Source organism: Hydrogenophaga intermedia (genome assembly GCF_000723405.1).
In the GTDB taxonomy this organism is placed as follows: Bacteria; Pseudomonadota; Gammaproteobacteria; order Burkholderiales; family Burkholderiaceae_C; genus Hydrogenophaga; species Hydrogenophaga intermedia.
Genome location: NZ_CCAE010000014.1, coordinates 46,766 through 58,490, shown reverse-complemented (window position 1 = coordinate 58,490; position 11,725 = coordinate 46,766). Strand labels below are relative to the sequence as shown.

Here is an 11,725-nt window from a genome sequence, read left to right as displayed (position 1 = left end):
ATAAGTTAAATTTCCAGTTTTCCCGCAGCCAAGCGACCCGACGGAGACCCCCATGGACATGAAAACCTCCCCCCTGGCCCAGCTGAACGACCCCAGCCTGCTCAAGACCGACGGCCTGATCAATGGCCAGTGGGTCAAGGGTGGCGCCCGCTTCGACGTGAACGACCCCGCCACCGGCCAGAAGCTGGCCGACGTGGCCAACCTGGGCGCGGCCGACGCCGAGGCCGCCATCGCCGCCGCCGACAAGGCCTGGCCGGCCTGGCGCGCGCGCAGCGCCAAGGAACGCGCCAACCTGCTGCGCAAGTGGTACGACCTGCTGATGGCCAATCAGGAAGACCTGGGCCGCATCCTCACCGCCGAGCAGGGCAAGCCCTTCGCTGAAGGCAAGGGCGAGATCGCCTATGGCGCCAGTTTCGTGGAGTGGTTCGCCGAGGAAGCCAAGCGCGTCAACGGCGAGACCCTGCCCACCTTCGACCCCAACCGCCGCCTGTTGGTGCTCAAGCAGCCCATCGGCGTGTGCGCGGCCATCACGCCCTGGAACTTCCCGCTGGCCATGATCACGCGCAAGGTGGCACCGGCCCTGGCCGCCGGCTGCCCCGTCGTCATCAAGCCGGCCGAGCTCACGCCCCTCACGGCGCTGGCAGCGGCCGAGCTGGCGCTGCGCGCGGGCATCCCGGCCGGCGTGCTCAACGTCATCACCGCCGATTCGCAACAGAGCATCGCCGTGGGCAAGGCCCTGTGCGCCAGCGACACGGTGCGCCACCTGAGCTTCACCGGCTCCACCGAGGTGGGCCGCATCCTCATGGCGCAGTGCGCGCCCACGGTGAAGAAGCTGGCGCTGGAACTCGGCGGCAACGCGCCCTTCATCGTCTTCGACGACGCCGATGTCGATTCGGCCGTGGAAGGCGCGCTGGCCAGCAAGTACCGCAACGCGGGCCAGACCTGCGTCTGCGCCAACCGCTTCTACGTGCAGGCCGGCGTGTACGACGAGTTCGTGAAGAAGTTCGCCGCCAAGGTCAAGGCCTTCAAGGTGGGCAATGGCTTCGAGGACGGCGTGGTGCAGGGCCCGCTGATCGAGGACGCGGCGGTGGAGAAGGTGCAGCGCCACGTGGATGACGCCGTGGCCAAGGGCGGCACGGTGGTCGCCGGCGGGAAGAAGCTGCAGGGCCAGTTCTTCGAGCCCACGGTGGTGGCCGGCGCCACGCCCGACATGCTGTGCGCGCGCGAGGAAACCTTCGGCCCCTTCGCGCCGGTGTTCAAGTTCGAGACCGAGCAGGAAGCCATCGACGCCGCGAACAACACCGAGTTCGGCCTGGCCAGCTACTTCTACAGCCGCGACGTGGGCCGCATCTTCCGCGTGAGCGAAGCGCTGGAGTACGGCATGGTCGGCATCAACGTGGGCATCCTGGCGACCGAGCACGTGCCCTTCGGCGGCGTCAAGCAGTCGGGCCTGGGCCGCGAGGGCTCGCACCATGGCATGGACGACTACGTCGAGATCAAATTCCTCTGCCTGGGCGATGTGCTGAAGTAACCCCCCGCGCCGGCCTTCGGCCGTCACCCCCCAGGGGGCGGCTGCTGCGGACCGGCAAAGCCGGATCCGCGCAGCCCTCGGTTCCGGGGTCTGTTGTCCACCGTTTCCTTCTCTCATGCAATTTCACTGGAACAACCCCTACCCCGTCTCTCGCGCGCCGGTGATGGCGCGCAACGTGGTTGCCACCACGCAGCCGCTGGCCGCGCAGGCCGGGCTGCGCATGCTGCTCAAGGGCGGCAACGCCATCGACGCGGCCATCGCCACGGCCGCCGCGCTAACGGTGGTGGAGCCCTGCTCCAATGGTTTGGGCAGCGACAACTTCGCCATCGTGTGGGACGGCGAGCAGTTGCACGGCATGAACTCCTCGGGCGTGGCGCCCGCGGGCTGGAGCACGGACTACTTTCAGCGCAAGCACGGCGGCCAGATGCCGCTGCGCGGCTTCGACGCCGTGACCGTGCCGGGCGCGGTGGGCGGCTGGGCCGCGCTGTCCGAGCGCTTCGGTGCCCTGCCCTTCGCCGACCTGATGGAGCCCGCCATCGAACTGGCCGAGCGCGGCCACGCGGTGGCGCCGGTGATCGCGCACAAGTGGGCGCAGGCCGTGCCCCTGCTGCACGACAAGCCCGGCTTCGCCCAGGCCTTCCTGCCGCACGGCCGCGCGCCGCAACCCGGTGAACGCTTCAGCTTTCCCGACGCCGGCCGCGCGCTGCGCGCGATTGCCGAGACACGCGGCGAGTCCTTCTACCGCGGCGAGATCGCCGCCGCCATCGACGCCTTCGCGCGCGAGCACGGCGCGCAACTGCGCGCCAGCGACCTCGCCGCGCACCAGGCGCAGTGGGTGCAGCCCATCGACGTGGCCTTCGCCGGCCACACGGTGCACGAGCTGCCGCCCAACGGCCAGGGCATCGCCGCGCTCATGGCGCTGGGCATGCTGGAGCAGCTCGACATCGGCCGCTTCGAGCCCGACAGCGTCGAGGGCCAGCACCTGCAGATCGAGGCGATGAAGATCGCCTTCGCCGACACCTACCGCTGGGTGGCCGACGAGCGCTTCATGACCGAGGTGCGCGCGGCCGACCTGCTCGACCCCGCCTACCTGCGCGAGCGCGCGAAGCTCATCGACCCATCACGCGCCATCGACCCTGGCCCGGGCCAGCCGCCGCGCGGTGGCACGGTCTACCTCACCACCGCCGACGCGCAGGGCCGCATGGTCAGCCTGATCCAGTCCAACTACCTGGGCTTCGGCAGCGGCGTGGTGGTACCCGGCTGGGGCGTGAGCCTGCAGAACCGTGGCCACGGCTTCACGATGCAGGACGGCCACCCCAACCAGGTGGCGCCGGGCAAGCGGCCCTTCCACACCATCATCCCGGGCTTCGTCACGCGCAACGGCCAGCCCGTGATGGGCTTCGGCGTGATGGGCGCCAACATGCAGCCGCAGGGTCATGTGCAGACGCTGGTGCGCATGCTGGTGCACGGCCAGCAGCCGCAGGCCGCCAGCGACGCCCCGCGCTGGAAGTGGAGCAAGGGCCTGGACGTGGACTTCGAGACCACCATGGCCCCCACGCTGCGCGACGGCCTCAAGGCCCTGGGCCATCGCTTCGAGCCCACCGCCGACACCTACCTCGACTTCGGCAGCGGCCAGTTCATCGCGCGGCTGAGCGACGACATCGAGGACGGCTACGTGGCCGCGAGCGACTCGCGGCGGGATGGGCAAGCGGTGGGGTTTTGAGCACCCCAGCCTTCTGCGCCATCGACTTCGGCACCTCCAACTCCGCCATCGCCCTGCCGATGCAGGGGCGCGTCGAGCTGATCGAAGTGGAACCCGGCCGGCGCACCATGCCGACCGCGGTGTTCTACCGCGTGGAGGGCCTGGCGGCGCATGAGGAGCCGCAGCGCGCCTACGGCCGCGACGCCCTGGCCGCCTACATGGAAGGGCACGAGGGCCGGCTCATGCGCTCGATGAAGAGCATCCTCGGCTCCAGCCTGGCCGAGCAGAGCACCGAGGTCGGCGCCGGCCGATCGGTGCGTTACCTCGACGTGGTCTCGGCCTACCTGCGGCACCTCAAGACGCTGGCCGAGCAGCAAGCGGATGCGCCACTCGAGCGCGCGGTGCTGGGTCGGCCGGTCTACTTCGTCGACGGCGACCCGTTGCGCGACGCGCAAGCGCAGCAGGCGCTGGAGAACGCGGCGCGCGCCATCGGCCTGCGCGAGCTGAGCTTCCAGTACGAGCCCATCGCCGCCGCGCTCGACTTCGAGCAGAGCACGACGCGCGAGCAACTCGTGCTGGTCGCCGACATTGGCGGTGGCACCTCGGACTTCTCGCTCGTGCGCGTCGGGCCCGAACGCCGCCAGCGACTGGACCGGCGCGACGACATCCTGGCCAACCACGGCGTGCACATCGCCGGCACCGATTTCGACCGCAGCATCGAACTCGCCAGCATCCTGCCGCTGTGCGGCTACAAGGGCCTGGGCCCCGCGCGCCCCGGCGAGACGCCGCGCGAGGTGCCCAGCCGCGTGTACTTCGATCTCGCCACCTGGCACCTCATCAACACGGTGTACAGCCCGTCGCGCGTGGCCGAGCTGCGTCGCATGCACTCCTTCTACGGCGATGCGCAACAGCACCAGCGCCTGATGACCGTGGTGAACGAGCGCCTGGGCCACGCCCTCGCCGGCCAAGCCGAGGCGGCCAAGATCGCCGTGGCCCAGGGCGGCACCACCCGCATCGACCTGGACCGGCTTGAGCCGGACCTGCACGCCACGCTCGACGAGGCCCAGGCCGTGCGCGCGCTGGACGCGCAGTTGCAGCGCATCGTGGTGGCAGCCGATGAAACCCTGCGCGCGGCCGGCGTGCGCGCCGACGCGGTGGACGCGGTGTACTTCACCGGCGGCTCCACCGGCTTCAAGCCGCTCACCGACCGCATCGCCGCCCACCTGCCGGCCGCTACCGCCGTGCACGGCGACCGCGACGCCAGCGTGGCCCGTGGCCTGGGTGTGCACGCGCAGCGGCTGTTCGGATGAACGCTCCTCGCCCATGAGCGCGCGGCTCGCTCGCGCGAAGCGATATCGCGTATCGCGCTGAGCGATGCGCCTGCGCCACCCGGGCCCGTAGACTGCCGCGTTCCCCCTCACGACGCAGCAGACCATGAACACCAGCCAGGACGGACAAGGACCCACGGTGGTCCTGAGCCACGCACTCGCCCTCGACCGCCACATGTGGGACGAGCTCACGGCCCTGCTCGCTCCGCGCTACCGCGTGGTCCGCTACGACCACCGCGGCCATGGCCAGGGCCCCTCGCCTGATGCGCCCTACAGCATCGACGACCTCGCCGACGACGCCGCCACCGTGATCCGCTCGGTCTCGTCCGGCCCGGTGGTGTTCGCCGGCCTGTCGCTCGGCGGCATGGTGGGCCAGGCCCTGGCGGCGCGCCACCCTTCGCTGCTGCGTGGCCTGGCGGTCATCAATTCGGCCCCGCACTACGCCGACCGCACGCTGTGGGACACGCGCATCCAGGCCGTGCGCACCACCGGCATGCCCGCCGTGGCCGACGCGTCCATCGACCGCTGGCTCACGCCCGCCTTCCGTCAGAGCGCCGACGGCCAGGCCGTGGCGGCGCGCCTGCGCCAGAGCCTGCTCGACACGGACTCGCTGGGCTACGTGCGCGCCTGCGAGGCCATCGCCGCCATGGACCTGCGCGCTGGCAACCGGCGCATCACCACACCCACGCTGATCGTCGCGGGCCGCCACGACCTCGCCACGCCGCTGGCGCAATCGCAAGCCATCGCCGACGGCATCGCCGGCGCGCGCATCGTCGAGGTGGAGGCCGCGCACATCAGCGCGGCCGAATGCCCGGGTGAGCTGGCCCGCGTGCTCGACGGCTGGATGCAAACGCTGCCCGCCGAGGCGAGCTGATCCTCAGCCCCGTGGCGCGTTCGCCGCACGGCCGTTGCGGTCATACGCCCGCGCCTGCAAACGCGGGAACTCGCGGATCAGCGCCTGGCGCAGCCACTGGTTGGCCGGGTCCGTGTGCGCGCTGCGGTGCCAGTACAGGTTCGCTTGAAACGTGGGTGGTCGAAACGGCAGTTGCACCTGCCTGATGCGCGGGTGGTCGATGATGAAATCGGCCAGGGCCTGCGGCACCACGGCCACCGCGTCGCTTTCGGCCACGATCACCGGCACGCTCATGAAGTGCGGCGTGCGCAGCACCACGTCGCGCTGCAACTGGCGCCGCTGCAGAAATCGGTCGAACACCTCCTGGCTGCGGCCGGTGGCCTCCACCACCACGTGCGGCAGGCGCGCGAACTGCTCCGGCGTCATGCGCTCGCCCAGCTCGGGGTGGCGGGCGGCCGCGATGCAGGCAAAAGAGTGCAGCGCGATGCGTCGGTGCATGAAGGCCGAGCCCTTGATGTCGGGGTAGAAGCCGGCGGCCATGTCCACCTCGCCCGCGGCCATGGCCTCCTCCAGTTCGCGCGGCGACATGAACACCGAGCGCAGGCTCATGCGCGAGGCGTTTTCCTTCAGTGCCCGCAGCGCGATGGGCAGGTAAATGCCCTCGGCGATGTCGGTGAGCGCGATGCGGAACTCGCGCGTGGAGGTGGTGGGGTCGAACACCGGCGGCTTGAGCACCTCGGCGTCCACCGATCGCATGATCCCGCGCACCGAATCGGCCAGGCTGCGCGCGCGGCTGGTGGGCTCCATGCCGGTGGCGCCGCGCAGGAACAGCGGGTCCCCCAATTGCCGGCGCAGGCGCGCGAGTGCGGTGCTCAGGCCGGGCTGGCTCATGTTCAAGGCCTGTGCGGCACCGCCGACGCTCTTTGCTTCGTACACCGCGAGAAACACCCGCAACAAGTTGAGATCGAATCGGGGGCCGGCGTCTTGTCCCATCTGCATTCCAGATATCGCTGATCGCCTTCATCTTATCGACTTATGGTCAGCGCGTCCCTAGCATCCGCAGCTCTGATCCCTTCGAGCCCCCACGAGACATGGAAACGACCCCTTGCGATCTGCGCTGGCCCGCCGGCGGCGCCACACGCGTGCCCTACCGCGTCTTCTCCGACCCCGCCATCTACCAGATGGAGCAGGAGAAGATCTTCCGCGGCCCGATCTGGCACTACCTCTGCCTCACGGTGGAAGTGAAGAACCCCGGCGACATCCGCACCACCTGGATCGGCGACACGCCCATCATCGTGACGCGCGACGAGAACGGCGAGCTGCACGGCATGGTCAACCGCTGCGCGCACAAGGGCGCGCTGGTGTGCCTGAAGGAGCGCGACAACAAAAAGTCGCTGACCTGCGTGTACCACGCCTGGAACTACAAGCTCGACGGGCAACTGCGCGGCGTGGCCTTCCAGAAGGGCGTGAAGGGCAAGGGCGGCATGCCCGAGGACTTCGATGTCTCGAAACACCGCCTGCAGCCCATCCGCGTGTCGGTGGTCGCGGGCATCGTGTTCGGCACGTTTTCGGACGAAGCGCCGCCGCTGGAGGAATTCCTGGGTGACCGCATTACCGCCTTCCTCAAGCGCAACATGGACCATCCGTTGAAGATCCTCGGCACGCACAGCCAGATGATCCACAACAACTGGAAGCTGTACGCCGAGAACGTGCGCGACTCGTACCACGCCACGCTGCTGCACACCTTCTACACCACCTTCAAGGTGAACCGCCTCGACATGGACGGCGGCATCATCCTGTCGGAGAAGAAGTGGCACCACATCAGCTACAGCAAGCGCGCCACGCTGGACGCCGCCGCCGAATACACCAGCGCCGAGGTGCACTCGGCCAAGTACAGCTCCGAGCTCGACGGCCCGCAATTGCTGCAGGCCTGGGACGGTTTCGACGACCAGATCACGCACAGCATCCAGACCATCTTCCCCACGCTGGTGAGCCAGCTCACGCTGAACTCGCTGGCGGTGCGCTTCGTGGTGCCGCGCGGCGTGGACAAGACCGAGCTGTACTGGGTCTTCCTGGGCTACGAGACCGACACGCCCGAGCAGGAAAAGATGCGCGTGATGCAGGCCAACCTCACCGGCGCGGCGGGGCTCGTCGCGCTGGAGGACGGCTGCATCAACTCTTTCGTGCAGCGCGGCACGCGCGGCTCCGACGACAAGGCCTCGTTCATCGAGATGGGCGGCAAGCTCGCCGAGTCGAATGAGTCCTCACGCGCCACCGAAGCGGCCGTGCGCGGCTTCTGGCACGGCTACCAGACCATCATGGGGTTCCACGAATGAGCAGCAACGCCGACCAGATCGCCGACTTCCTGGAGCGCTACTGCCACACGCTCGACGATGGCCTGTTCGAGGACTGGAGCGCCTACTTCGAGGAGGACGCCAGCTACCTCGTGACCACGCGCCAGAACGTCGAGGCGAACATGCCCATCGGCATCGTGCTGTGCGAAGGGCGCGGCATGATGGACGACCGCATCAAGGCGCTGCGCATCGCCAACATCTTCGAGAACCACACCCACCGCCACGTGGTGGGGCGTCCGCTGATCGAACCGAAGCCCGACGGCCAATGCGCCGTGCGCTCGTCCTTCGTGATCTACCGGACCATGCACACCGGCCAGACCGAGGTCTTCGCGACCGGTCGCTACGACGACGTGCTCAAGCCGGGCCCCCAGGGATGGCGAATCGCGCAAAGACGCGTCGTGCTGGATTCGCGGATGGTCGACACCTTGATGGTCTATCCGCTCTGACCGCCCCTACAACACTCCGGAGACAAACCCCATGACACCCACGCTCTCGCGCCGCCTCGCGGCACTGGCGCTGCTCGGCGCCGGCCTATCGATCACGAGTCCCTTCGCACTCGCCAATGAGCCCTGGCCGACCAAGGCCATCCGCATCGTCGTGCCCTACGCGCCCGGCGGCATCGGCGACATCGTCGCGCGCATGATCCAGCCCGCGCTGCAGGACGGGCTCAAGCAGCCGGTGATCATCGAGAACAAGCCGGGCGCTGCGGGCAGTCTGGGCACCGAGTACGTGGCCAAGGCCGCGCCCGACGGCTACACCCTGCTGCTGGCCCTGGCCGCGCCGCAGACGCTGAACCAGTACATCTTCAAGGTGGGCTACGACGGCGTAAAGGACTTCGCGCCCATCACGCTCATCAACACCAACCCGCTGGTGCTGATGGTCAACCCCTCGCTGCCGGTGAACAACTTCCAGGAGTTCGTGGCCCACGCCAAGGCCAATCCGGGCAAGCTCAACTTCGGCGGCGCGGGCGGCCTCACGCAGTTCGCGGGCGAAATCCTCAAGCACCAACTGGGCCTGAAGATGGTGCACGTGCCCTACCGCGGTGGCGCACCCGCCGTGGCGGCGGCCGCGGCCGGCGACGTGCACATGAGCTTCGCCAACTACTCCGACGCGCTGACCTGGATGCAGTCGGGCAAGTTGCGCCCCATCGCACTCACCAGCGCGCGCCGCTACCCGCAGACGCCCGACATCCCCACCATCGCCGAGTCGGGCGTGCCCGGCTTCGACGTCACCGGCTGGAGCGGCCTGTTCGCACCCGCCGGCACGCCGCCCGCCGTGGTGGAGCGCATCGCCAACGTGCTGCGCCCGGCCCTGCAGACGCCCGAGATGCGCAAGCGCATGGAGACCGTGGGCGCCGAGCCCGGCGGCAATTCGCCGGCCGAGTTCGGCAAGCAGGTGGCCGACGACGCGCGCAAGTGGTCGGAATTCGTCAAGACCAGCGGCATCCAGGTCACGCAGTAAGCTCGTCGGATGCGCCACGAACCCGATCACCACGAAGCCGCTCCCGGCAAGGGCGTGCGTTCATGAACCAGCGCCTGCTCCCGCTCACGGTGGGGCTGGCCTTCTTCATGGAGCAACTCGACTCCACCATCATCGCGCCGGCCATTCCGGACATCGCCGCCAGCCTGGGCGTCGATCCCCTGAGCCTGAACCTCACGATGACGGTCTACCTGCTGTGCAGCGTGGTCTTCATCCCCACGGGCGACTGGCTGGCCTCGCGCTTCGGCACGCGCACCGTCTTCCAGGCCGCGCTGGGCATCTTCGCGCTCAGCTCGCTGATGTGCGCGCTGTCCACCAGCCTGCCCATGCTGGTGGCGGCGCGCGCCATCCAGGGCGCCTCGGCCGCGCTGATGGTGCCGGTGGGCCGCACGTCCATCGTGCACGTCACGCCCAAGCCGCAACTGGTGAACGCGCTGGCCTGGATGATCACGCTCGCCATGGCGGGCCCCATGCTGGGCCCGCCGCTGGGTGGCCTGCTCACCACCTGGCTGTCCTGGCACTGGATCTTCCTCATCAACGTGCCCATCGCGCTGCTGTGCCTGCTGGGCTCCCTGCGCGCCTTCCCGCAGATCCGCCAGAGCGCCGACGGCCGCTTCGACGCGCTGTCGTGGCTGCTGCTGGGCGGCGCGCTGGCCATCGTGGTGGTGGTGCTGGAGGGCGTGCGCGAAGGCCGCCTGGGCCTCTTCGTCTGGCTGCTGCCGATGGCTGTGCTGGTGCTGGCCTACGGATACCGCAGCCGCCGCGCCCGCCTGCCCATGCTCGATTGGTCGCTGCTGCGCGTGCCCACTTTCGCGGCCTCGTTCTGGTCGGGCTCGCTGCTGCGCGTCGGCTACGGCGCCCTGCCCTTCCTGCTGCCGCTGATGCTGCAACTGGGCCTGGGCTACACGCCGGTGCAGAGCGGCCTGGTGCTGCTGGCCAGCGGGGTCGTGTCCATGCTCACCAAGACGCAGACCACGCCCATGCTGCGCCGCTGGGGCTTTCGCCGGGTGATGCTGGTCAACGGCTCGCTGTGCGTGGCGGGGCTGGTGGTGTGCGCGCTGTTCCGCGACCACTGGGGCCTGGGCGCCATCGCGCTGGCGGTGTCCATTGCGGGCTTCTTCCGCGCGGTGCAGTTCAACGCCGTCGCGGCCATCGCCTATGCCGAGCTGCCACCGGCGCGCATCGGCGCGGCCACCACGCTCAACACCATGGTGTGGCAGCTCGCCATCATGGTCGGCATCTCGCTGTCGTCCGTGGTGGTCACGCTGGCGGCGCGCGGCGCCGGCCGGGCCGAGGCCGTGCCGCTGGACTACGGGCTGGCCTTCCTCGTCCTGGCGTTCATCGGCGCCCTGGCCACGCCCGCCTGCCGGCGGCTGCCGCGCGACGCGGGCAACCAATTGAGCGGCCACAAGGCCTGAACCCCTTCTCCCCATGAACCACACCACCCTCCACACCACCCTCCACACCACCCTCATCAGCACCAGTGAACTCGCCAGCGCCCTGCAGTCGGCCACGCCCCCGGTCGTGCTCGACTGCAGCGGCGACACCAGCGACCCAGACATCGGTCGCCGCGCGTACGACGCGGGCCACCTCCCCGGCGCCCATCACGTGCACATGGGGCACACCCTGTCGGGCCCACGCACCGGCGACAACGGCCGCAACCCGCTGCCCGATGCGCTGATGTTCCTGCAGGCCATGAGCGCGCTGGGCGTGAGCACCGACAGGCCGGTGGTGGCCTACGACAACAGCGGCGGCCTGTACGCCGCGCGCCTCTGGTGGATGCTGCGCTGGATCGGTCATGAGAACGTGGCCGTGCTGGACGGCGGCCTGGGCGCCTGGAAGGCCGCCGGCCTGCCCCTCACCGCCGAGGCGTCGCCGCGCCCCACGCCTGCGCCGCTGAAGACCCGGCCCTCGCTGTCGAAGGTGGTGGGCCACGAGACACTGCGCGCCAACATCGACGAGCCACGCTGGCTGGTGCTGGACGCACGCGGCGCCGACCGCTTCCGCGGCGAGAACGAAACGCTCGACCCCAAGGGCGGCCACATCCCCGGCGCGCGCAACCGCCCGTTCCGCGACAACTTGCAGGCCGATGGCCGCTTCAAGCCCGCCGCGGTGCTGCGCGCCGAGTTCGAGGCACTGCTCGACGGCCGCCCGCCTGAAGCGGTGGTGAACCAGTGCGGTTCGGGCGTGAGCGCCTGCCACAACCTGCTGGCGATGGAGGTGGCAGGCCTGGGTGGTGCGGCGCTCTACCCGGGGTCGTGGAGCGAGTGGTGCGCGCGGCCGGGTGCGCCCATCGCTACCGGGACGGACTGAGCGCGGGGCGCTAGAATCCGCCCCTGCTGCGGGTGTAGTTCAATGGTAGAACGGCAGCTTCCCAAGCTTCATACGAGGGTTCGATTCCCTTCACCCGCTCCACGCCTCCCTGCGCGAACGCCTCTGGCCATCCTCGATCGCCGCCGTTCGCCGCCACCCGCCCAA

The 11,725-nt window shown here is 69.6% G+C and carries 10 protein-coding genes and 1 tRNA gene; 10 read left to right on the top strand and 1 reads right to left on the bottom strand.

All coding sequences use genetic code 11. The features are described 5' to 3' along the window. Positions 1–52 precede the first annotated feature (52 nt). The 4 genes from BN948_RS10830 to BN948_RS10815 all read left to right on the top strand — a co-directional run bounded on the left by BN948_RS10830 (position 53) and on the right by BN948_RS10815 (position 5,435). Positions 53–1,531, top strand: coding sequence for an NAD-dependent succinate-semialdehyde dehydrogenase (locus BN948_RS10830; protein WP_009518936.1), 1,479 nt, complete (start codon positions 53–55; stop codon positions 1,529–1,531). Positions 1,532–1,646: 115 nt separating this feature from the next. Continuing rightward, complete coding sequence (locus BN948_RS10825; RefSeq protein ID WP_009518935.1) at positions 1,647–3,254, top strand: gamma-glutamyltransferase family protein; 1,608 nt, start codon at positions 1,647–1,649, stop codon at positions 3,252–3,254. Further along, entirely contained in the window at positions 3,251–4,543 is a 1,293-nt protein-coding gene (locus tag BN948_RS10820; protein ID WP_009518934.1) for an Hsp70 family protein, read from the top strand. Before BN948_RS10825 ends, BN948_RS10820 begins: the two co-directional genes overlap by 4 nt. A 124-nt stretch (positions 4,544–4,667) precedes the next feature. Further along, positions 4,668–5,435: an alpha/beta fold hydrolase gene (locus BN948_RS10815; RefSeq protein WP_009518933.1), complete on the top strand. Its 768-nt coding sequence runs from the start codon at positions 4,668–4,670 to the stop codon at positions 5,433–5,435. A gap of 3 nt (positions 5,436–5,438) precedes the next feature. Here the strand turns inward: BN948_RS10815 and BN948_RS10810 are convergent, their stop codons facing one another. Next, on the bottom strand, positions 5,439–6,413 hold the full coding sequence (locus tag BN948_RS10810) for a LysR family transcriptional regulator (RefSeq protein ID WP_050980679.1): 975 nt from the start codon (positions 6,411–6,413) through the stop codon (positions 5,439–5,441). A gap of 92 nt (positions 6,414–6,505) precedes the next feature. Between BN948_RS10810 and BN948_RS10805 the strand changes: the two genes are divergently transcribed. The 6 genes from BN948_RS10805 (at position 6,506) to BN948_RS10780 (ending at position 11,662) form a co-directional block, all read left to right on the top strand. Continuing rightward, positions 6,506–7,750, top strand: a complete 1,245-nt coding sequence (locus BN948_RS10805) for an aromatic ring-hydroxylating oxygenase subunit alpha (protein ID WP_009518931.1) — start codon at positions 6,506–6,508, stop codon at positions 7,748–7,750. Then, the gene (locus tag BN948_RS10800; protein ID WP_009518930.1) at positions 7,747–8,214 is read left to right on the top strand and encodes an aromatic-ring-hydroxylating dioxygenase subunit beta; all 468 of its coding nucleotides are present in this window, start codon (positions 7,747–7,749) and stop codon (positions 8,212–8,214) included. Before BN948_RS10805 ends, BN948_RS10800 begins: the two co-directional genes overlap by 4 nt. 31 nt (positions 8,215–8,245) lie before the next feature. Further along, a complete protein-coding gene (locus tag BN948_RS10795) occupies positions 8,246–9,229 on the top strand; it encodes a Bug family tripartite tricarboxylate transporter substrate binding protein (RefSeq protein WP_009518929.1) in 984 nt (327 codons plus the stop codon). A gap of 62 nt (positions 9,230–9,291) precedes the next feature. Beyond that, complete coding sequence (locus BN948_RS10790) at positions 9,292–10,665, top strand: MFS transporter (protein ID WP_009518928.1); 1,374 nt, start codon at positions 9,292–9,294, stop codon at positions 10,663–10,665. A gap of 13 nt (positions 10,666–10,678) precedes the next feature. After that, on the top strand, positions 10,679–11,560 hold the full coding sequence (locus BN948_RS10785; protein WP_035621626.1) for a sulfurtransferase: 882 nt from the start codon (positions 10,679–10,681) through the stop codon (positions 11,558–11,560). A 28-nt stretch (positions 11,561–11,588) separates the two neighbouring features. Continuing rightward, positions 11,589–11,662, top strand: a tRNA-Gly gene (locus tag BN948_RS10780). The last annotated feature ends 63 nt before the right edge of the window (positions 11,663–11,725 follow it).

Excerpts from the sequence above, each read along its gene's own strand:
- BN948_RS10830 (WP_009518936.1), top strand. The coding sequence starts at position 53 with ATGGACATGAAAACCTCCCCCCTGGCCCAGCTGAACGACCCCAGCCTG.
- BN948_RS10825 (WP_009518935.1), top strand. The coding sequence starts at position 1,647 with ATGCAATTTCACTGGAACAACCCCTACCCCGTCTCTCGCGCGCCGGTG.
- BN948_RS10815 (WP_009518933.1), top strand. The coding sequence starts at position 4,668 with ATGAACACCAGCCAGGACGGACAAGGACCCACGGTGGTCCTGAGCCAC.
- BN948_RS10810 (WP_050980679.1), bottom strand. The coding sequence starts at position 6,413 with ATGCAGATGGGACAAGACGCCGGCCCCCGATTCGATCTCAACTTGTTG.
- BN948_RS10805 (WP_009518931.1), top strand. The coding sequence starts at position 6,506 with ATGGAAACGACCCCTTGCGATCTGCGCTGGCCCGCCGGCGGCGCCACA.
- BN948_RS10800 (WP_009518930.1), top strand. The coding sequence starts at position 7,747 with ATGAGCAGCAACGCCGACCAGATCGCCGACTTCCTGGAGCGCTACTGC.
- BN948_RS10795 (WP_009518929.1), top strand. The coding sequence starts at position 8,246 with ATGACACCCACGCTCTCGCGCCGCCTCGCGGCACTGGCGCTGCTCGGC.
- BN948_RS10790 (WP_009518928.1), top strand. The coding sequence starts at position 9,292 with ATGAACCAGCGCCTGCTCCCGCTCACGGTGGGGCTGGCCTTCTTCATG.
- BN948_RS10785 (WP_035621626.1), top strand. The coding sequence starts at position 10,679 with ATGAACCACACCACCCTCCACACCACCCTCCACACCACCCTCATCAGC.